The sequence below is a fragment of the Janthinobacterium sp. GW460-12-1-14-LB5 genome, from assembly GCF_059423585.1.
In genome coordinates this window covers 71,003-88,973 of the sequence record NZ_JBWKYD010000008.1, presented here as the reverse complement: position 1 = coordinate 88,973, position 17,971 = coordinate 71,003, and the positions used below count along the sequence as shown (strand labels likewise).

Sequence of the window (17,971 nt, the reverse complement as noted above, 5' to 3'; positions counted from 1 at the left end):
GACGCATCATGGACCTGGTCTTCTACGGCTTCGCCGTGCTGCTGTTCGCCGCCTGCATCCTGATGGTGGAAGGCGCCTGGCTGTGGTGGTCGGGCACGCACGGCAGCGCGGCGCGGCGCATCAACCGGCGCTTGCAGCTGATGGCGGCGCGCGGCGAAGCGGGCGGCGAGCGGGTCTCCATCCTCAAGCAGCGCCGCTATGCGCGTGCGCCGGGCCTGGAGCGGCTGCTGCGGCGCATGCCGCACATGGCGCGGCTGGACCACCTGCTGCTGCAATCGGGCTTGTCGTGGTCGGTGGCGCAATTCCTCGGCGGCGCGGGCGGCTTGCTGCTGCTGGCGCTGCTGTGGCTGGCCATCTGGCCCATGCCGCTGCCGGGCGCCTTGCTGCTGCTGGGCGTGGCGGGCGGCGGGCCGTACATGGTGGTGCTGCGCGCGCGCGCGGCGCGGCTGAAGAAGATCGAGGCGCAATTGCCGGAAGCGGCCGATTTCCTGGCCCGCGCGCTGCGCGCCGGGCACTCGTTTTCGAATGTGCTGCAGATGGTGGGCGATGAACTCAATGAGCCGATCAGCGGCGAATTCAAGATGGCGCACGAGGAGATCAATTACGGCGTGCCGATGAACGAGGCGCTGCAAAACCTGGCCGCGCGCATTCCGCTGACGGACTTGCGCTACCTCGTCATCGCCGTGCTGGTGCAGCGCGAATCGGGCGGCAACCTGGCCGAGGTGCTGGTCAGCATCGCGCGCATCATCCGCGCCCGTCTGAAGCTGCTGGGGCAGGTGCGCGTGCTGTCGGCCGAGGGACGCATGTCGGCCTGGGTGCTGGGACTGATGCCGGTGGTGATGATCGGCGTCATGGCGCTGGTCAACCCGCAATACATCCGCCTGCTGTGGACCGATCCGAGCGGCATAAAACTGCTGTGGTACGCGGCCGGCATGGTGGCATTGGGTGTCGTCTGGATGCGCAACGTCATCCGCATCAGGATATAAAACCGGAGGTGGCATGAGCGGTGCACAATTGCTGTTCCTGTTGATCGTCTTCGCCGTGGTGGTGGCGCTGGCCCTGCTGGCGTGGCTGATCTTCTTTCCCGGCGCCCTGCGCCAGCGCCTGTTCGGTTCCATGGCGCCGGCCGCCAGCGACGCGGTGGTGGAAAACGGCTGGGTGGAGCGCGTGGCGCGCGTGGCGCAGCCGTTCAGCAAATTGTCGCTGCCGGAAGAGGGCTGGGAGCGCTCGCCGCTGCGCACGCGCTTCATGAACGCGGGCTGGCGCCAGGCCAGCGCGCCGGCCCTGTACTTCGCGGCGAAAACCGTGCTGGCCCTGCTATTCCCTAGCGTGCTGGGCCTGTATGCGGCCAGCGCCATGGCGGCGCAGCTGCGCAGCGTGCTGCTGTTGCTGCTGTGCGTCGGCGCCACCGTCGGCTATTACCTGCCGAACCTGGTGCTGGCCAGCACGGCCAAGCGGCGCCAGCGCGACATCTTCGAAAACATCCCCGACGCGCTCGACTTGCTGACCGTGTGCGTGGAAGCGGGCCTGAGCCTGGAGCGCGCGCTGGTGAAGGTGTCGGGCGAAATCCACATCAAAAGCGTGGTGCTGGCGCAGGAATTGCAACTGGTGCTGATGGAAATGCGCGCCGGCTTTTCCAAGGAAAAGGCGCTGCGCAACCTGGCCTTGCGCAGCGGCGTGGAAGACGTTGACACCCTGGTCGCCATGCTGATCCAGTCGGAGCGCTTCGGCACCAGCATGGGCGATTCGCTGCGCGTGCATTCGGAAAACCTGCGCGGCAAGCGCAGCCTGCTGGCCGAGGAGGCGGCAGCGAAGATCGCGTTAAAACTGCTGTTCCCGCTGATTTTTTGCGTCTTTCCCACCCTCATGCTGGTACTCATGGGGCCGGCCGTGATCGAAGTCTATCGCGTGCTCGTGCCGGCCATGGCCAACCGCTGAAAGGAGTCACCATGCGCTTGACGCTTTCCCGCCTGGCCGCCGCCTGCGCCTGTCTTGGCCTGGGCGCCTGCGCCAGCCATACGGCGCACGCGCCGCCGCTGCCGCCCGACGCCGATGCCGCCTACGTCGCGGGACGCCAGTATTTTGACGCTGGCAACCTGCCCGCCGCGCAAGCGGCCTATGAACAAGCGCTGCGCCATGCGCCGCGCCACGTGAATGCGCGCAACGGCCTGGCCGTGCTGCACGCGCAGCGCGGCGAGCACGCTGCCGCCATCGCCCATTGGCTGGCCTTGACGCAGGAGGCGGGCACGCCGCGGCCGCAGCAGGCATATCTGTTCAGCAATCTCGGCCGTGCCTATTATCTGAGCGGGCGCGATGCGCTGGCGTTGACTGCGCTGGAACAGGCGTGTTTGCTCGATCCGCTCAATGCGCTGGCCTGGCAACACCTGGCGCAGGTGCTCGAACGCCTGGGAAAGCATGAGCGCGCGGCCGTCATGCGGCGCCAGGCGGCCAGCTTGCAGGAACACGACCTGCGGCGCGACCTGGCCTTGTTGCGCGATGAAGCGCCGCCGCAGGGCGTGCCCGCGCCCGCGCCGCCGCAGGAGGCGCCCGCCATGGCGCGCATCGAGATCACGCAAGGCGACGGCATGGCCCGTTTGCAGCGCGTGCCGGCCGCGGCGCGCGGCGTGCCCGTTGCCGCCCCGGCGTGGACCGTGACGGCGGCTGCCGTGCCGCGTCCGCGCCTGGAAATTGTGAATGGCAACGGCGTGCCGGGCATGGCCGCCGCGCTGGCGCGCAGCCTGGCTGGCGCGCCCGTGCAAGTGGTGCGCCTGGCCAATGAAATCAGCTTCCAGGTAGCGCGCACGCGCGTCGAATACCGGCCCGCGCAAGAGCAGGCGGCGCGCCAGCTGGCCCGCCAGCTGGGCACGCAGGTGAAGGCCCAGGTGCAGATCCAGGCCGCCGACTGCCCTGCCAGCGAACTGCGGCTGATACTGGGGCACGACCTGAGCGACCCTGCCATACTGCACCGCTATTATCTGCAGCAGCTGCAACTGGCGCGCCAGGCGCTGGCGCGGCTCGGTTAACACGTCTTGGCTGGCATGAAACAACACGCGGCGCCTTGGCGGGCGCCGCGTGTTGTTGGCATGCCGGTGTTTATTGCGGCTGGCGGCGGCGCGTGAAGGCCAGGCCGGCCAGTCCCAGGCCCAGCAGGAACAGGGTGCCAGGCTCCGGCACGACCAGTGGGTCGATGACGACGATATCGGTGCGCGTGGACTTGGAAAAATTCAGGGTATAGCTGCCGGCGGGCAGGGCGAAATTCGAGGTCAGGGAAAACAGCGCGAAGTCATTCGTGAAGGCGCGTCCGGTGGCGGGATCGTTGGTGCCGCTCGTCATGTTCAGGCTGAAGGGGTCGAGGCTGCCGGCGCCATGGTTGCCGTTGACGTCGCTGCCATTGCCGGCATTGCCATCGGGCGCGAACTGGAAGATCACGCCATCGGCATTCGCGTTCGACAGGCAGCCTGCTGGGCTGGCGCTGTTGCACGAGATATTGAAGATATCCATGATCGACACGTTCGACTTGTCGCCCATGGTCGTCACGCTGGTGCGCAGGTCGCGCCGTCCCATGAAGCTGAAGGTGATGAAGCCGGCGCTCGACAGGGTCAGGTTGACGGAGCCGGTGAGCGTGTCGCCGGCCGTGGATGAGGCGGCGCCGACCGTGTTGCGCTGCGCTTCCGAGACGGCGCGTACGGTGGCGCCGCCATTGAGCATGTTGCCGAAGGCATGCGCATCGCCGCGCGCGAACTCCAGGGTGGAACTGGGGCTCGGGGCGTAGTGGTTCTGCGGCAAGCCGCTGCAGCCGCCACCCGAACATACCTGCTGCACGTCGGCGTTGGCGGCCGGTCCCGTATTGACGGCACGCGGATTGACGGCCACGCCGCCTTCAAAGAAGGCGCTGTCGCTGGCATTGCGGTTGGCGCCGGCCAGCGACAGCGCGCCGGCGCTGGTGGTGATGCGGAAATTGTTCAACTCGTTGACGGCCAGGCCGTATGCGCCGGCCTGCGCCTGGCCGCTGGCCAGCAGGCTTGCCGCCGCCAGTGCGCCCAGCCAGCCCAAGGTCTTGCTTCGTGTGTGATCGACGTTCATCGCAGCCTCTTATCGTGGTCAGTCTCGGAAAATCCGGGGATGAGGAATCCAGGATGACTTGCCTGAATTCATCTCGTAGACAGGGATAAGCAGTTTGCATGCCACACAAAAAAAGCCCATGGAATCAACGATTTGTGCAAAGCGGACTGAACTGGATAGGGCAAAGTGTAAGAAAGGCCGACGCCGCTTGGCGGAAGGCGGCGGGGGCGCCTCAGGTGGCGCGGTGATAGCCCAGGTGGCCACCCGAATTGCGTGCGCAACCGCAACCGATGCGCGCCACTTCCTCCCCTTCCGTCAATTTCCAGTTGGTAATCGTCGTGCGTTCCCAGTCGATGTCGCTTTTCTTGACAGGTTTCACTATCAGCGTGCGTTGTTCCACATCCGTGTACTCCATCAGCTCCTCGTCGTCGGCGATGTCGAAATGGCGGTGGATCAGGGAAATGCCGAAGCGGTCGAGCGCGCCATAGCGTTGCAGCACGTCGCGCAGCTCGCGAAAGCAGGCGAGGTCGTCGGGCCGCAGCGGATCGACGGCGGAAATATCGGCGACGGGCTGCCATTGCATGGCGTGGATGTTCAGGCTGTGCATGATGTTCTCCTGTGCCCCTGGTATCAAGCCCAGGCTGCCGGAAGGGCGCCGGCACGCCTGGCGACATGCCCATCGTGGCCGCAAAGCCGCTGCGGCGCTTGCGCCATATCAAAGGTGCGGCACATCGCCTCTCGCCCGATCATTGCCCGGTAAAATAGGCGATGGCAAACAAAACCCCCACCTTCCCCGGCGCACGCACGGGCCGCGGCCAGGTCCTGGCCGTGCTGCTGTCGAACCGCGACCAGTCCGGCGCCGAACCGCTGCAAGGCCGCGTCTCGCTGGCCGCCATCGTGAAAGCGCTGAAACGCAAATACCACTGGCCGATTGAAACGCACAGTTTTCCCGCGAATACGCAAGATGGCCGCGCCAGCTGGGCGACTGTCTACAGCTTGCCGGAAAAGGTGATCGAGGCCGCGCTGGAGGCCGGCGGCCGGGAGTGGCTGGAGAGCCGGGCAGTAGCCGGGCGGCGGTGACGAACGCGCCGCTTTGCGCTATTCCAGCCGGAAGCCGACCTTGAGCGTGACCTGGAAGTGCGCCACCTTGCCATCGACGATATGGCCGCGCGATTCCGTCACTGCATACCAGTCCATATGCTTGACCGTCAGCGCCGCCTTGGCAATGGCATCGCGTATCGCCTGATCGCTGCTCTCGGTGGACGTGCCGACCAGTTCGATCAGCTTGTAAGTGTGTGCGGACATGATATTTCCCCAGGTAGGCAAGCCAGACATCGGGAGCCTGCTTTGCGCAGGCACGTGCTCATCTTGCGCCTAAACGTGCTGATAGTCATTGCGCGGTGCAGCAATGCGTCGCGCAAGCCAAGCGGGACGAGCTATCTTTCGTTAAATATCGACATAGCGAGGCAGCAGGTCCTGATCGACCAGGCGAATTTCAATGGCATTGGCAATCTTGACGTGCTCGGGATTCTCATCAGAGAACGGCTCGTCGGTGACGCTGACGATGATGGTGCCAATCTGCTTGTCTTTACCTTGCTCGTCCATCGCCATCACGGGCACTAAAGCGCGTGCCTCGGGCACCTGTTGGACCGTGAGTATGCGCGGCAGGTACAACATCCAGCCAACACCGGGACGGTCCTTGAAAACTTGTTTTTCAAAATAATCGTTACGTGCAACCGTGATCAACACTGGCCGTAGGGAACCCGCGATAATGGACAGCAGCTCTTTCAATCCATCAAGACCGAGGCGCTTAACGTACTCGCATTCTCCGTCAATTTCAAAACTCCAAGAGGGCCAGTCACTGTCGCTGAAGCCAAGCGCAATACTCGCGCCATCACCGTCTCCGAGCTCGCCATTCCAGACACTGAGATATCGAAATCTCTCACCCTTGAACTCGGCCTCGAGTACGGCTTCGGCCGCTGTGGTGAGTTCTCCCGAGGCATCGAAAACCGGATACAGAAATGACTCTGCTTCTGTCTCCTTCGACAGAAACCAATTCTTTCCAAACGCCTCAGTTTTTTGCAGGAAGCGGACAATCGTCGCGATTTTTTGGACGGTAGGTCGGAACGCAATGGATGTGTTCGCTGCATCGCGTTTGAACAAAGAGTTTATTATCATAATATTATTGTGCAAGCGCCCTTAGTGCGCCTAAATGCGCTGGACGTCATTGCGCGGTGCAGCAATGCGTCGCGCATGCCGAGCGGGACGAGCTATCGTTCATCAAATGTCGACATAGCGAGGCAGCAAGTCCTGATCGACCAGGCGAATTTCAATGGCATTGGCAATCTTGACGTGCTCGGGGTTCTCATCAGAGAACGGCTCGTCGGTGACGCTGACGATGATGGTGCCGATCTGCTTGTCTTTATCTTGCTCGTCCATCGCCATCACGGGCACTAAAGCGCGGGCCTCGGGCACCTGTTGGAGCGTGAGTATGCGCGGCAGGTACAACATCCAGCCAACACCGGGACGGTCCTTGAAGACTTGTTTTTTAAAATACTGATTACGTGCAACCGTGATCAACACCGGCCGCAGGGAACCCGCGATAATGGACAGTAGCTCTTTCACTCCATCAATACCAAGCCGTTTCACACCTTGACCTTTATCGCTGATCCTAAAAGTCCGCGCGGGCCAATCACTGTCGCTGAACCCAAGCGCCATAGTCGCGCCCTCACCGTCTCCGAGCTCGCCATTCCAGGCGCTGAGAAATCTGGATGTCTCACCCTTGAACTCTGCCTCAAGTACGGCTTCGGCCGCAGTGGTGAGTTCCCCCGAGGCATCGAAAACCGGATACAGAAACGACTCCGCTTCCGTATCCTGCGATAGAAACCAGTTTTTTCCAAATGCCGCGGTTTTATTCAACAACTGGATAATGGTCGCGATTTCCTGGACGTTGGGTCGGAAGGCGAGGGAAGTGCGCGTTGCATCGCGCTTATAAGAAGCATTGATTATTGTCATATTTTTATGGAGCGTAGTAGGTGGTAATCCCCAACGCAGCTAATTTGGGTTCCATATATTCGTAAGCGAGTGGCGTTTGGAAGTACCATTTCAGCGAGGCCGGCGGGTTACGCATGACAATCTTTGACTGGTCCGTGGCCTGCTTTAATTCCATCCTCAGGAAAATATTTTCTTGAAAATCGTATCTGAATTCGCCGTTTGCCTTGAAAAACTGGTCATAATCCGCTTTTGCTTCCTGCAACAAGCACAGGCGGGATTGGAAGCCGTCAAAGTCCTTTCCTTCAAACACCCATTCCATGCCAATCAAGAAGCCAGTAATCCGGGCTTGGTAATCGCGCGCGGCTGGTGACATGCTGTGTTTAACAGCCATAAGCATACCCTTGTCTGGCGGGCAACGGCATCTTTCCCTGGCTTCGCTTCGCGTCTCGGCACGCGCAATGGGCGTGACGCGGGCGTCTTTTGCTTCTTCTGCCTCTTTTTTGCGTTTGCGCAATGCCTCGTCCGTGATCACGGCACCTGCGGCGGCGACACCCAAGGCTAACAAAATTTTCTCCACGACTGCTGGTAGAACTAATATCGGTAGCGCGGGCATTATTGCTCCCCTTCCAGTTTTTTATCCATTACCGCGATCAGTTCGTCGAACCGCTGCTCCGGCGTGGCGCCGGGCTTGCGCAGGTAGGCATCGACCAGCGGGTCGTCATGGATCCCGGGCGCGTCGGCTGACAGGTACATCAGATGTACGATATGCGGCGTGGACCTGAAACCGATTCGAATGGCGCAGGTGTACGCCGCCAGCATGCGCTCGATCACGGTCGCCCGGCCTGGCTGGCTTGCCATGTCGGCACGCTTGGCCAAAAATTGGTCCGCCACTGCGATGACGAAATCGCTCATGTCGCCCGTCTGGACGCCACGCCATTGCTCCTCGCTAAACGTCAGCATCGCGCCTCCCTATGATTGCCCGCTTGCCGTCGAGCAACAAGTGCCATTCGTGAATATGGCCAAACATCGCTTCCCGCTGTGCCGGCTCAAGTATTTGTGCCAGCTTCACCAATACGCGCGGATCCCAAAAGCGCAGCAGCGCTGCGCGGCCGTCCGGTAGCCGTGTTTCCAGGTGTAGTTGCAGCAGTTGCGCCAGTGGGGGCGGCCAGCGGTGAAATGGCACCCAGAATGCAAAAAGCCCAATCCTGAGGATTGGGCTTTTTGTTAGATGTCTTGGTGCCGACTGCCGGTTTCGAACTGGCCACCTGATGATTACAAATCAACTGCTCTACCAAATGAGCTAAGTCGGCAAAAACTGCGCGTTGCGAATTATACGCTATTTAATGCGTGTCAGGGTCGGGCGGCCGCCTTTTTTTGGTGGCTCGTCGTCGCCGGGCGTGGCATTGTCGCGTTGTTCGGGGGAGCTGGTCGGCACGGACGACAGGGTCGGAGCGCTGCTGGCGGGGGCGAGCACTGGCGGCGGGACGTCGGCGGAGGCGGGACTGTCCGTCGGTTGCGCGTCGGGGTCATCGTTGCCCAGCACGGGCTCGAAGGCCATGCCCTGGCCGTTTTCGTTGGCGTAGATGGCCATCACGTTGTCGACCGGCACGTAGATTTCGCGCGAGACGCCGCCAAAGCGGGCGTGGAAGCGGATGGCGTCGTTGTCCATCTTCAGGCCGCTGGTGGCGCCGAAGCTGATGTTGAGCACGATTTCGCCCTTTTTTACGTATTCCATCGGTACCGTGGTGCGCGAATCGACTTTGACCGCGAGATAAGGCGTGTAGCCGCTGTCGGTGCACCACTCGTAGATGGCGCGCAGCATATAAGGTTTGGTTGAGATTTCAGACATGGTAGGCACTGTGAGGCGGGAGCGCCCCCGTCAGCATGAGGCGGGCGCACCGGTAATTCAATGAAACAGAGCAACTGGAAAGAATCCAAGATGCCCCAGAAAGCGTCGCGAGCAAGCCCGATATCGGCTTGAGTAACGCAGCCGTACTTCAGTACGGCGAGTAACGCCAAGTCGAGAGCGGGCTGCGCAGCAGCTTTATGGGGATATCTTTTAGCGGCGCATGACCTTTTCGGAAGGGGTCAATGCCTCGATATACGCGGGACGCGAGAAGATGCGTTCGGCGTATTTCATCAGCGGTGCAGCCGTCTTCGACAGTTCGATGCCGTAGTGGTCCAGGCGCCACAGCAGCGGCGCGACAGCCACGTCGAGCATCGAGAATTCGTCGCCCAGCATGTACTTGTTTTTCAGGAACAGCGGCGCCAGGGTCGTCAGGCGGTCGCGGATTTCCGCGCGTGCCTTGTCGTGGGCCTTGTCGTTGCTCTTGGCGCGTTCGCTTTCCAGCACGTGCACGTGCACAAACAGTTCTTTTTCGAAATTGAACAGCATCAGGCGCGCGCGGGCACGCATCAGCGGATCGGCCGGCATCAGTTGCGGATGCGGGAAGCGCTCATCGATGTACTCGTTGATGATGTTCGATTCATACAGGATCAGTTCGCGTTCGACCAGGATAGGCACCTGGCCATACGGATTCATGGTCGAAATGTCTTCCGGCTTGTTGAACAGGTCGACGTCGCGCACTTCGAAGTCCATGCCTTTTTCAAACAGGACCAGGCGGCAGCGTTGCGAAAATGGGCAGGTTGTACCCGAATAGAGAACCATCATTTTTTATAGTTCCTTAGAAACAAAGGGGGTGAAGCCGCGAACGGCTCACCCCAGGTCGCTTGTCCACTCATGCGGACAACGCAGAAACAGGCATAAACCGGCCTATGGCCGGCGCCTCACTTATTTGACTTCCTTCCAGAACGACGCATTCAAGCGCCATGCCAGCAGAGCAAAGACCGACAGGAACAGCAGCACCCAAACGCCCAGGCGCTTGCGTGTCTGTTGTGCCGGTTCGGCCATCCACTCCATGTAGCCGACCAGGTCGGCTACCGCATTGTCGTACTCGATCTTGTTCAACGTACCTGGCTTGACCTGCTCGAAGCCGGTAAATTTGTGGATCTTCTTGCCAGCTTCGTGCGGATCGTTCTCTTCCACGAACTTGGCAGTCTGGACACCTTGCAATTCCCATAATGCATGCGGCATGGCAACATTCGGCACGACCATGTTGTTCCAGCCGGTCGGACGAGTGTCGTCTTTATAGAACGTACGCAGGTAAGTATACAGGTAGTCGCCGCCTGTGCCAGCGGAAGATGATTTCGCGCGCGAAATTACCGACAAATCCGGCGGTACGACGCCAAAGAAGGCCTTGGCGTCCTGCGGTGCCAGGCTGGTCGTCATCAAGTCGCCCACTTTATCGCCGGAGAACAACAGATTCTCCTTGATCTGGATTTCCGTCAAGCCCAGGTCGCGCAGGCGGTTGTAGCGCATCGACACGGCAGCGTGGCAATTCAAGCAATAATTGACGAACAGTTTGGCGCCATGTTGCAGCGCTGCCATGTTCGTCTGGCGGTCAGGAGCCTTGTCCAGCGGAAAGCCGCCTTCGCTGGCGAGAGCCATGGCAGGCACGAAGGCCAGGATGGCGAGCAGTTTTTTTGCAATCTTCATATGATGTATGTCCTTTGAGCGTGGCGTGAGAGCGGCTTAGTGCGGGTGAAACGTCACACGCGACGGCACGGTCTTGAACTTGCCCATGGCACTCCACCATGGCATCAGCAGGAAGAAGCTGAAGTAAATCAGGGTGCACACTTGCGACACGATGGTTTTCGCATCCGTTGGCGCCTGGGTACCCAGGTAGCCGAGGATCAGGAACGACAGGCCGAAGATGGCGTACACATATTTGTGCCAGGTCGGACGGTAGCGGATCGATTTCACGGGCGAATGGTCGAGCCATGGCAGGAAGGCCAGGATCACGACGGAACCGCCAAAGAACACCACGCCCCAGAATTTCGCGTCCAGCACCTGCGGCAGCATGCCGATGATGGCGACGATGGCGATACCGGCGATGGCGGACTTGACCGTCGTCGACAGGCGCGACTTGAGCCAGATGAACACCACGTAGGCGGCCACGACACCCATCAGCACGTACATGAAGTCGGCCGTGGTGGCACGCAGCACCGAGTAGAACGGCGTGAAGTACCAGGTTGGCGCGATGTGCAGCGGGGTTTTCAGCGAATCGCCGGGCAGGAAATTGTTGTATTCCAGGAAATAACCGCCCATTTCCGGCGCGAAGAAGACGACGGCGCTGAAAATGACGAGGAAGATCGAGACGCCGAACAGGTCATGCACGGTGTAGTACGGATGCGAAGGGATCGAATCGACGGGGTGGCCATCGGCGCCCAGGTTTTCCTTCACTTCGATGCCGTCCGGGTTGCTGGAACCGACTTCATGCAGGGCGATCAAGTGCGCTGCAACCAAGCCCAGCAGTACCAGCGGGATGGCGATCACGTGGAAGGCGAAGAAGCGGTTCAGGGTCGCGTCGGAAACGACGTAGTCGCCGCGGATCCACAGCGACAGGTCAGGGCCGATGAACGGGATGGCGCCGAACAGGTTGACGATCACTTGTGCGCCCCAGTACGACATCTGGCCCCATGGCAACAGGTAGCCGAAGAACGCTTCGGCCATCAGGCACAGGAAGATGGCGAAACCGAACAGCCAGATCAGTTCACGTGGCTTGCGGTAGGAGCCGTACAGCAGGCCGCGCGTCATGTGCAGGTAGACGATGATGAAGAAGGCGGAGGCGCCCGTCGAGTGCATGTAGCGCACCAGCCAGCCCCACGGCACTTCGCGCATGATGTACTCGACGGAATTGAAGGCCAGGGCCGCATCCGGTTTGTAGTGCATGGTCAGGAAGATGCCGGTGACGATCTGCAAGACCAGCACCAGCATGGCCAGCGAGCCGAAGATGTACCAGAAGTTGAAGTTTTTCGGGGCGTAGTACTTGCCCCATTGGTCGTTCCACAGCTTGGTCAGGGGAAAGCGGTCATCGACCCAGCCCAGCGCTTTTTCGGCGACGGGAGCGTCTGCCGGGAATTTCGTTTCTTTGAAAGCAGCCATGATCAAGCCTCGCCTTTCTCGTCTTTACCTATCAGCAATTTGGTGTCGCTCAGGTACATATGGCGCGGCACTTGCAGGTTGTCCGGCGCCGGCTTGTTCTTGAACACGCGGCCTGCCATGTCGAAGGTGGAGCCATGGCAAGGGCACAGGAAGCCGCCTTCCCAGTCATCGGGCAGCGACGGTTGCGGGCCGGGGGCAAATTTCGAGGAAGGGGAGCAGCCCAGGTGGGTGCAGATGCCGACGGCGACGAGAATTTCAGGCTTGATCGAACGCGCCTCGTTCATGCAGTATTCGGGCGTGAATTCGGCGGGATTGCGCTGGGAATTGGCATCGGCGACTTTGCCGTCGGTCTTTTTCAGCGACGCGATCATTTCCGGCGTGCGCTTCAGGATCCAGACCGGCTTGCCGCGCCATTCGACGGTGCGCATTTCGCCGGGTTGCAAGGTGGTGATGTCTACTTCGACCGGCGCGCCAGCCGCTTTCGCGCGCTCCGACGGCTGGAAGGTGCTTACCAAGGCTCCCGCGGTTGCCAATCCAACTACACTGCCCGCCGCGCACGTGGCGACGAGCAAGCCGCGACGGCCTGAATCGACCTGCTTTTCGTTACTCATGCAAACCCCAATCAGTCAAAATGCGAATCTTTATTATGAGTGGCAGCCGCGAAAAACCGTCGCCGAAGCTCTTTCCCACTGATTGCCGCAACCCGCATCTTTGTACGGTAAAGTGGCAACATCCCTGCGGAACTTCGGCCAATGGCGCAGCCCGTGCCAGTTTCTTGTTGATTATCCGGAAGTGAAAAAGCCACTTCTGGCAACCGCAAATTATAAGTGAAGCAAACAACGAATAAAACAAAAACGTTGCTTGTACCATAATTTATATACTTTTGCAGGAGGTGGCTAGTTCTTTCGAACTAGATGCGCCCGGCTGTGCACGAATTGGTCTCGCCAGCAACCACAAGTTGGTGGCACTGGGAATCAATAGTATGATCGGCATGTTTTTTATACATATCCGAAGGAGAAATTCATGGCAATGATGCAAGAATTTAAAGAATTTGCAATGAAGGGCAACGTCGTCGATCTGGCGGTCGGTGTCATTATCGGTGGCGCCTTCGGCAAGATTGTCGATTCCCTGGTGCAAGACGTGATCATGCCGCCCATCGGCCGCATTTTCGGCGGCCTCGATTTCGCCAATTACTACCTGCCCCTGAATGGCCAGGCAACAACGATGACCCTGGTGGAAGCGAAAAAAGCTGGCGCCGTGCTGGCCTACGGTAACTTCCTCACCATTTTGCTCAACTTCATCATTCTTGCTTTTATCATCTTCCAGATGGTGCGCCTGATGAACAAGGCCCGCCGCAGCGAACCGGTCGCGCCAGCCCCGGCGCCGGCCACGCCGGAAGACATCGTGCTGCTGCGCGAAATCCGCGACTCTCTGCAGCAGAACGCACGCAACAGCAACAATCTGGCAAAATAAGCCGTTCCGGCACCGGCCGGCTGACCTGGGCTGAGAACTGTATGCGACGATTCTGGTTATTGTTTGCGCAAACCGTGACGATCGCGTTGGCGCTGTACTTTGTGTACGGCGCGCTGCGCCCGGCCAGCCGGGTACAGCAGCTGGGCTCTCCCGCCAAGCCGGTGCCCGTGGTGGAAACGGCGTCGAGCAGCCTGGCGCCCGGCTCCTACCGCGACGCGGCGGCGCGCGCCATGCCCGCCGTCGTCAACATCCTCACCCTGCAAGTGCCCAAGCGCGGCGCCCATCCGCTGGCGCGCGACCCCTTCTTTAAACGCTTCTTCGGCGACCGCGACCCGGACGGCGAGGATGAGGATGACTTGAAAAACAGCCTCGGCTCGGGCGTCATCGTCAGCCATGAAGGCTATGTGCTGACCAATAACCACGTGGTCGAAGGCGCCGACGAAATCGAAGTGGTGCTGACCGATGGCCGCAAGGCGCCCGCCAAGGTGGTGGGCCTGGATCCGGAAACGGACCTGGCCGTGATCAAGATCAACCTCGACAAGCTGCCCGTCATCGTGCTGGGCCAGTCGGAACTGGCGCGCGTGGGCGACGTGGTGCTGGCCATCGGCAACCCGTTCGGCGTGGGCCAGACGGTGACCATGGGCATCATCTCCGCCCTGGGCCGCAACAACCTGCACATCAACAGCTTTGAAAACTTCATCCAGACAGATGCGGCCATCAACTTCGGCAATTCGGGCGGCGCCCTGGTCGATACGCGCGGCAATTTGATCGGCATCAATACGGCGATTTATTCGCAAAGCGGCGGCTCCGTCGGCATCGGCTTCGCCATTCCCGTCTCGACGGCGAAAACCGTGATGGAAGCCATCATCAAGGATGGCCACGTGGTGCGCGGCTGGATCGGCGTGGAAACGCAGGACATCACGCCCGAGCTGGCGCAAAGCTTCAACTTGCAGCGCACCAGCGGCGCCATCATCGCCGGCGTGGTGCGCAACGGCCCGGCCGACAAGGCGGGCATCGTGCCCGGCGACATCCTGCTGACGGTGGAAGGCAAGCCCGTCGGCGACACGACGGAAATGCTGAACCTGATCGCCCAACTGCCGCCTGGCGGAAAAGCTAAAATGACGGTGCTGCGCAAGAATCGCGAAGCGGCACTCGACGTGGTGGTGGGCAAGCGCCCCATCCCGAAAGAGCTTTCCAAATAGTTGCTGATCGGAATTTGACACATGCATGTGCGTGATTTGACCCAATTTTTACGTGAACTGAGCGACAACAACAACCGTCCCTGGTTTGTCATGAACAAGCCCCGCTACGACATCCTGCGCGAGGAATTCCTCGCCTTGGTGACGTCACTCATTGCTGAACTCGGCAAGTTCGATCCGGCCGTGAAGTACTGCAATCCGAAGAAGGCCTTGTTCCGCATCAACCGCGACGTGCGTTTCGCGCACGACAAGAGCCCGTATAAGACGCGTTTTTCGGCCGCCATCGCGCCGAACGACATGCGCCGTCCCAGCAAGGCGGGCGGTCCCACGTATTACCTGCAGATCGATGGCCAGGGCAATCTGCTGTTCGGCGCCGGCGAATACATGCCGCCACCGGGCCGCCTGAAGGCGCTGCGCGAGCACATGGTCAACGATGCGCCAGGTTTTTCCAAAGTACTGAAAAATAAGCGTTTGAAGGCCCGTTTCGGCACGATCCAGAACGAGGGCAAGTTGCAGCGCCCCCCCAAGGGCTTCGAGGCGGATGCCGAACATATCGAATTCATCAAGCTGAAGAGCTTTTTTGTCTGGACCGAAATACCGCTGCCCGTGAACGAACCCGAGAAACTGCTGCCGACCCTGGCGGAAGGCTTGAAGGATGCGTGGCCGCTGGTCGAGTGGATGCGCGGCGCGAAAGAGCCGGAGGAAGTCACCGAGTAATTGCGGAAGGAGCACATGATGGCACTGGAGCACGCAAGTTCAGGACAGGTGATCGAGGTGCTGCGCAGGGATGGCGACGACCTGTCGCAGTTTTCCGCCATTGCGCTGGCCAGGACGGATGAACTGGAATTGATCCGCATGTGCATGCCCAAGGGCAAGACCATGCCCGAGCATCATGTGCTTGGTGAAATCACCCTGCTTTGCCTGCAAGGGCAGGTGGCGGTGACGGCGCATGGCGGAGAGCACCTGCTGGGGCCGGGGCAGATGCTGTACCTGCTCGGCGGCCAGGCGCACGCGCTGGAAGCGCGCGAAGACAGTTTATTGCTGCTCACCATACTCATGCACAAGGCGGGACGCTAGGCGCCACCCGGTTGATTCTCAGGCTGCCTCGGCGCGCGGATCGCGCGACAGCAACTGCTGCACCATCACGTGCGGCACATCGCCGTCGAACAGCACGCCGGCCACGGCATTCGTGATCGGCATGTCGACGCCCATGCGGCGCGCCAGTTCGCGCACGGCCTTGGCGCACGGCACGCCTTCTGCCACATGACCGAGTTCGGCCACGATGGTGGCCAGCGCCTTGCCTTGCGCCAGGCCCAGGCCGACGCGGCGGTTGCGCGACAGGTCGCCCGTGCAGGTCAGAATCAAGTCGCCCATGCCCGTCAAGCCCATGAACGTTTCCGTCTGGCCACCCAGCGCCGTGCCCAGGCGCGTGATTTCCGCCAGGCCACGCGTGATCAGCGCGGCGCGCGCATTCAAGCCCAGGCCCAGGCCGTCGGCCACGCCGGTGGCGATCGCCAGCACATTCTTGACGGCGCCGCCCACTTCCACGCCCACCAGGTCTTCGCTCGCATACACGCGGATGGTGCCGCCATGCAAGGCCGAGACGACGGCGGCGCGCAATGGCGCGCTGTGCGAGGCGATGGTCAGCGCGCACGGCAAGCCGCGCGCCACTTCCTGCGCGAACGAGGGGCCGGACAGGGCGCCGCCGGGGATGTTGCCTCCCAGCACTTCCCGCACGATCTGGTGCGGCAGCAAGCCCGTGCCGCCTTCAAAGCCTTTGCACAGCCACACCAGGTTGCCGATGGCCTTGTCTTTCAATTGCTGCAGCATGGGCCGCAAGCCCGCCACGGGGCAGGCGGCGATCAGGATGCCGTGTTCGCCACCGGCATGCGCGACGGCGGCGTCGAAATCGGCGCTGATGCGCAGTTGCGGCGGCAAGGGGAAGCCGGGCAAATAGCTGTTTTCGCCGCTGGCGGCCATGGCGGCCATGGCGTCGCCGTTGCGGCCCCACAGCAGTACGTCGTGGCGGCCGGCCAGGGCCATGGCCACGGCCGTGCCCCAGGCGCCGGCGCCGAGGATGGTGATCTTGCGGGGGAGCGCCGTGGCGGCGGGAGATGTATCGGGAGAAACTTGCATGCGACCTCAGTCTGGCAGGGGGAGGGGCACGGCGCGGCTGGCCGCTGCCCGGATGAATCTGGCGGTGCTTACAAGCCCCACACTTCGCTGGTCTTGACGTAGCCGCTCTGGCCATCCTTGTGGCGCACCTTGACCCAGCCGGAGCCGGGCTGCTCGCTCATTTCCAGCAGCACGCCCTTGTCGACGAGGATGATGGGCGAGGCGTTGTCGTCGGGGCTGGCGCGCACCTTGAGGTTCGCGGCGCGCGCCACGACGTTGCGCTTGGCCGACAGGCCCTTGGCTTCCGTCCAGGCCATTTCGCCGCTGGCGTCGCGTACCTTGACCCATTCGCCATAGCTGAGCACGATTTCCAGCGGCATGCCGCGTGGCGCCACGTACAGCTTGCCGCCCTTGCTGGATGGCGCGTCGTACAGGATCACGGGGTTTGCTCCCACTGTTTTGAAATCGACGGCGTGGCTGGCGGCGGTGGCCAGCAGCAGTACGGCGCCGGCGATCCAGCGGAACTTGCTCAAGAGCGCACTTTTCAACATGATATTTTTTGAACCTTAACGAAACACGGCGGCCAGGCCGCCGTGTCAGGCCAGCCATGACGGCCGGCGGGGTCTTGCAAGAGCTTAGTGCGTTTCGCTGGCTGCTGGAGCTGCTGCAGCGGCGTCAGCAATAGCTTGCAGACGTTGTTGGTAGAACACTTCGAAGTTGATCTCGGCCAGGTGCACTGGCGGGAAGCCGGCACGGGTGATCACGTCGGCGATGTTGGCGCGCAGGTAAGGGTAGATGATGTTCGGGCAGCCGATTCCCAGCAGCGGATCGAGTTGATCGGCAGGAATGTTGCGTGCTTCGAAAATACCGGCTTGCTTGCCTTCAACCAGGAAAGCGACTTTTTCGCCGACCTTGGCCGTCACGGTGATGGTCACGGTGGCTTCGAAGATGCCGTCGGCCAGAGGCGCAGCGCCCACGTCCAGTGCCACTTCGATGGCTGGTGCTTCTTGTTCCAGGAAAATAGCTGGGGAATTTGGTTGTTCCAGCGACATGTCTTTCAGGTAGACGCGTTGGATTTGGAAGACTGGTTGCAGATTTTCGTCAGACATGGAACGCTTTCGTT

At 61.2% G+C, this 17,971-nt stretch carries 24 protein-coding genes and 1 tRNA gene; 8 read left to right on the top strand and 17 right to left on the bottom strand.

Features of this window, described 5'->3' with window-relative positions:
- The first annotated feature begins 8 nt into the window (after window positions 1–8).
- Genes AC07X6_RS10195 through AC07X6_RS10185 form a run of 3 tightly spaced genes read left to right on the top strand, consistent with a single transcriptional unit; the run spans window position 9 to window position 3,023 of the window.
- The gene (locus AC07X6_RS10195; RefSeq protein ID WP_230540248.1) at window positions 9–986 is read left to right on the top strand and encodes a type II secretion system F family protein; all 978 of its coding nucleotides are present in this window, start codon (window positions 9–11) and stop codon (window positions 984–986) included.
- Between the two features lie 13 nt (window positions 987–999).
- Window positions 1,000–1,938, top strand: coding sequence for a type II secretion system F family protein (locus AC07X6_RS10190; RefSeq protein WP_230540249.1), 939 nt, complete (start codon window positions 1,000–1,002; stop codon window positions 1,936–1,938).
- 11 nt (window positions 1,939–1,949) lie between these two features.
- Window positions 1,950–3,023 (top strand): LytR C-terminal domain-containing protein, encoded by a 1,074-nt coding sequence (locus AC07X6_RS10185; protein ID WP_494790873.1) that lies wholly within the window; start codon window positions 1,950–1,952, stop codon window positions 3,021–3,023.
- 70 nt (window positions 3,024–3,093) lie between these two features.
- Here the strand turns inward: AC07X6_RS10185 and AC07X6_RS10180 are convergent, their stop codons facing one another.
- Window positions 3,094–4,083 (bottom strand): EDSAP-1 family PEP-CTERM protein, encoded by a 990-nt coding sequence (locus AC07X6_RS10180; protein WP_494790872.1) that lies wholly within the window; start codon window positions 4,081–4,083, stop codon window positions 3,094–3,096.
- 211 nt (window positions 4,084–4,294) lie between these two features.
- Window positions 4,295–4,669 carry a hypothetical protein gene (locus AC07X6_RS10175; protein ID WP_494790871.1) on the bottom strand — a complete coding sequence of 125 codons (375 nt, stop codon included), beginning with the start codon at window positions 4,667–4,669 and terminating at the stop codon, window positions 4,295–4,297.
- 161 nt (window positions 4,670–4,830) lie between these two features.
- Here AC07X6_RS10175 and AC07X6_RS10170 point away from each other — a divergent pair, with 161 nt between their 5' ends.
- Window positions 4,831–5,142 (top strand): hypothetical protein, encoded by a 312-nt coding sequence (locus tag AC07X6_RS10170; protein ID WP_070289468.1) that lies wholly within the window; start codon window positions 4,831–4,833, stop codon window positions 5,140–5,142.
- Window positions 5,143–5,160: 18 nt separating this feature from the next.
- On the opposite strand, the gene AC07X6_RS10165 is transcribed toward AC07X6_RS10170, so the two are convergent.
- The 12 genes from AC07X6_RS10165 to petA form a co-directional block, all read right to left on the bottom strand.
- Window positions 5,161–5,367, bottom strand: coding sequence for a dodecin (locus tag AC07X6_RS10165; protein WP_092798646.1), 207 nt, complete (start codon window positions 5,365–5,367; stop codon window positions 5,161–5,163).
- A gap of 141 nt (window positions 5,368–5,508) precedes the next feature.
- On the bottom strand, window positions 5,509–6,225 hold the full coding sequence (locus AC07X6_RS10160) for an immunity 52 family protein (RefSeq protein ID WP_494790870.1): 717 nt from the start codon (window positions 6,223–6,225) through the stop codon (window positions 5,509–5,511).
- A 117-nt stretch (window positions 6,226–6,342) separates the two neighbouring features.
- Entirely contained in the window at window positions 6,343–7,077 is a 735-nt protein-coding gene (locus tag AC07X6_RS10155) for an immunity 52 family protein (RefSeq protein WP_494790869.1), read from the bottom strand.
- 4 nt (window positions 7,078–7,081) lie between these two features.
- Window positions 7,082–7,669, bottom strand: a complete 588-nt coding sequence (locus AC07X6_RS10150; RefSeq protein ID WP_494790868.1) for a Tox-REase-5 domain-containing protein — start codon at window positions 7,667–7,669, stop codon at window positions 7,082–7,084.
- Window positions 7,669–8,016, bottom strand: a complete 348-nt coding sequence (locus tag AC07X6_RS10145; RefSeq protein ID WP_494790867.1) for a hypothetical protein — start codon at window positions 8,014–8,016, stop codon at window positions 7,669–7,671. Before AC07X6_RS10145 ends, AC07X6_RS10150 begins: the two co-directional genes overlap by 1 nt.
- Window positions 8,003–8,239, bottom strand: a complete 237-nt coding sequence (locus AC07X6_RS10140; protein ID WP_494790866.1) for a DUF4123 domain-containing protein — start codon at window positions 8,237–8,239, stop codon at window positions 8,003–8,005. Before AC07X6_RS10140 ends, AC07X6_RS10145 begins: the two co-directional genes overlap by 14 nt.
- 51 nt (window positions 8,240–8,290) lie before the next feature.
- Window positions 8,291–8,366, bottom strand: a tRNA-Thr gene (locus AC07X6_RS10135).
- 26 nt (window positions 8,367–8,392) lie between these two features.
- Entirely contained in the window at window positions 8,393–8,905 is a 513-nt protein-coding gene (locus AC07X6_RS10130; protein ID WP_494790865.1) for a ClpXP protease specificity-enhancing factor, read from the bottom strand.
- 210 nt (window positions 8,906–9,115) lie between these two features.
- Window positions 9,116–9,727, bottom strand: a complete 612-nt coding sequence (locus AC07X6_RS10125; RefSeq protein WP_010394154.1) for a glutathione S-transferase N-terminal domain-containing protein — start codon at window positions 9,725–9,727, stop codon at window positions 9,116–9,118.
- Window positions 9,728–9,847: 120 nt separating this feature from the next.
- Window positions 9,848–10,612, bottom strand: coding sequence for a cytochrome c1 (locus AC07X6_RS10120; protein ID WP_494790864.1), 765 nt, complete (start codon window positions 10,610–10,612; stop codon window positions 9,848–9,850).
- Between the two features lie 36 nt (window positions 10,613–10,648).
- Window positions 10,649–12,061 carry a cytochrome b gene (locus AC07X6_RS10115; RefSeq protein WP_230540255.1) on the bottom strand — a complete coding sequence of 471 codons (1,413 nt, stop codon included), beginning with the start codon at window positions 12,059–12,061 and terminating at the stop codon, window positions 10,649–10,651.
- Window positions 12,062–12,063: 2 nt separating this feature from the next.
- Complete coding sequence (petA, locus tag AC07X6_RS10110; RefSeq protein ID WP_034753009.1) at window positions 12,064–12,672, bottom strand: ubiquinol-cytochrome c reductase iron-sulfur subunit; 609 nt, start codon at window positions 12,670–12,672, stop codon at window positions 12,064–12,066.
- Between the two features lie 412 nt (window positions 12,673–13,084).
- Between petA and mscL the strand changes: the two genes are divergently transcribed.
- The 4 genes from mscL to AC07X6_RS10090 are packed head-to-tail and all read left to right on the top strand — an operon-like array spanning window position 13,085 to window position 15,810.
- Window positions 13,085–13,534 (top strand): large conductance mechanosensitive channel protein MscL, encoded by a 450-nt coding sequence (gene mscL / locus AC07X6_RS10105; RefSeq protein WP_076565025.1) that lies wholly within the window; start codon window positions 13,085–13,087, stop codon window positions 13,532–13,534.
- 41 nt (window positions 13,535–13,575) lie between these two features.
- A complete protein-coding gene (locus AC07X6_RS10100) occupies window positions 13,576–14,736 on the top strand; it encodes a Do family serine endopeptidase (RefSeq protein ID WP_494790863.1) in 1,161 nt (386 codons plus the stop codon).
- Window positions 14,737–14,757: 21 nt separating this feature from the next.
- The gene (locus tag AC07X6_RS10095) at window positions 14,758–15,450 is read left to right on the top strand and encodes a DUF2461 domain-containing protein (protein ID WP_305056557.1); all 693 of its coding nucleotides are present in this window, start codon (window positions 14,758–14,760) and stop codon (window positions 15,448–15,450) included.
- Between the two features lie 15 nt (window positions 15,451–15,465).
- Window positions 15,466–15,810: a cupin domain-containing protein gene (locus AC07X6_RS10090; RefSeq protein WP_227742087.1), complete on the top strand. Its 345-nt coding sequence runs from the start codon at window positions 15,466–15,468 to the stop codon at window positions 15,808–15,810.
- A gap of 18 nt (window positions 15,811–15,828) precedes the next feature.
- Here AC07X6_RS10090 and AC07X6_RS10085 read toward each other — a convergent pair whose 3' ends face one another.
- The 3 genes from AC07X6_RS10085 to secB form a co-directional block, all read right to left on the bottom strand.
- On the bottom strand, window positions 15,829–16,869 hold the full coding sequence (locus AC07X6_RS10085) for an NAD(P)H-dependent glycerol-3-phosphate dehydrogenase (protein WP_494790862.1): 1,041 nt from the start codon (window positions 16,867–16,869) through the stop codon (window positions 15,829–15,831).
- A gap of 68 nt (window positions 16,870–16,937) precedes the next feature.
- Window positions 16,938–17,399 (bottom strand): SH3 domain-containing protein, encoded by a 462-nt coding sequence (locus AC07X6_RS10080; protein ID WP_494790861.1) that lies wholly within the window; start codon window positions 17,397–17,399, stop codon window positions 16,938–16,940.
- An 84-nt stretch (window positions 17,400–17,483) separates the two neighbouring features.
- Window positions 17,484–17,957 (bottom strand): protein-export chaperone SecB, encoded by a 474-nt coding sequence (gene secB, locus AC07X6_RS10075; RefSeq protein WP_034783580.1) that lies wholly within the window; start codon window positions 17,955–17,957, stop codon window positions 17,484–17,486.
- Window positions 17,958–17,971 lie beyond the last annotated feature (14 nt).

Bases quoted from the DNA above. Each gene is read 5' to 3' on its own strand.
- AC07X6_RS10195 (WP_230540248.1), top strand. From the start codon at position 9: ATGGACCTGGTCTTCTACGGCTTCGCCGTGCTGCTGTTCGCCGCCTGC.
- AC07X6_RS10190 (WP_230540249.1), top strand. From the start codon at position 1,000: ATGAGCGGTGCACAATTGCTGTTCCTGTTGATCGTCTTCGCCGTGGTG.
- AC07X6_RS10185 (WP_494790873.1), top strand. From the start codon at position 1,950: ATGCGCTTGACGCTTTCCCGCCTGGCCGCCGCCTGCGCCTGTCTTGGC.
- AC07X6_RS10180 (WP_494790872.1), bottom strand. From the start codon at position 4,083: ATGAACGTCGATCACACACGAAGCAAGACCTTGGGCTGGCTGGGCGCA.
- AC07X6_RS10175 (WP_494790871.1), bottom strand. From the start codon at position 4,669: ATGCACAGCCTGAACATCCACGCCATGCAATGGCAGCCCGTCGCCGAT.
- AC07X6_RS10170 (WP_070289468.1), top strand. From the start codon at position 4,831: ATGGCAAACAAAACCCCCACCTTCCCCGGCGCACGCACGGGCCGCGGC.
- AC07X6_RS10165 (WP_092798646.1), bottom strand. From the start codon at position 5,367: ATGTCCGCACACACTTACAAGCTGATCGAACTGGTCGGCACGTCCACC.
- AC07X6_RS10155 (WP_494790869.1), bottom strand. From the start codon at position 7,077: ATGACAATAATCAATGCTTCTTATAAGCGCGATGCAACGCGCACTTCC.
- AC07X6_RS10150 (WP_494790868.1), bottom strand. From the start codon at position 7,669: ATGCCCGCGCTACCGATATTAGTTCTACCAGCAGTCGTGGAGAAAATT.
- AC07X6_RS10145 (WP_494790867.1), bottom strand. From the start codon at position 8,016: ATGCTGACGTTTAGCGAGGAGCAATGGCGTGGCGTCCAGACGGGCGAC.
- AC07X6_RS10130 (WP_494790865.1), bottom strand. From the start codon at position 8,905: ATGTCTGAAATCTCAACCAAACCTTATATGCTGCGCGCCATCTACGAG.
- AC07X6_RS10125 (WP_010394154.1), bottom strand. From the start codon at position 9,727: ATGATGGTTCTCTATTCGGGTACAACCTGCCCATTTTCGCAACGCTGC.
- AC07X6_RS10120 (WP_494790864.1), bottom strand. From the start codon at position 10,612: ATGAAGATTGCAAAAAAACTGCTCGCCATCCTGGCCTTCGTGCCTGCC.
- AC07X6_RS10115 (WP_230540255.1), bottom strand. From the start codon at position 12,061: ATGGCTGCTTTCAAAGAAACGAAATTCCCGGCAGACGCTCCCGTCGCC.
- petA (WP_034753009.1), bottom strand. From the start codon at position 12,672: ATGAGTAACGAAAAGCAGGTCGATTCAGGCCGTCGCGGCTTGCTCGTC.
- mscL (WP_076565025.1), top strand. From the start codon at position 13,085: ATGGCAATGATGCAAGAATTTAAAGAATTTGCAATGAAGGGCAACGTC.
- AC07X6_RS10100 (WP_494790863.1), top strand. From the start codon at position 13,576: ATGCGACGATTCTGGTTATTGTTTGCGCAAACCGTGACGATCGCGTTG.
- AC07X6_RS10095 (WP_305056557.1), top strand. From the start codon at position 14,758: ATGCATGTGCGTGATTTGACCCAATTTTTACGTGAACTGAGCGACAAC.
- AC07X6_RS10090 (WP_227742087.1), top strand. From the start codon at position 15,466: ATGATGGCACTGGAGCACGCAAGTTCAGGACAGGTGATCGAGGTGCTG.
- AC07X6_RS10085 (WP_494790862.1), bottom strand. From the start codon at position 16,869: ATGCAAGTTTCTCCCGATACATCTCCCGCCGCCACGGCGCTCCCCCGC.
- AC07X6_RS10080 (WP_494790861.1), bottom strand. From the start codon at position 17,399: ATGTTGAAAAGTGCGCTCTTGAGCAAGTTCCGCTGGATCGCCGGCGCC.
- secB (WP_034783580.1), bottom strand. From the start codon at position 17,957: ATGTCTGACGAAAATCTGCAACCAGTCTTCCAAATCCAACGCGTCTAC.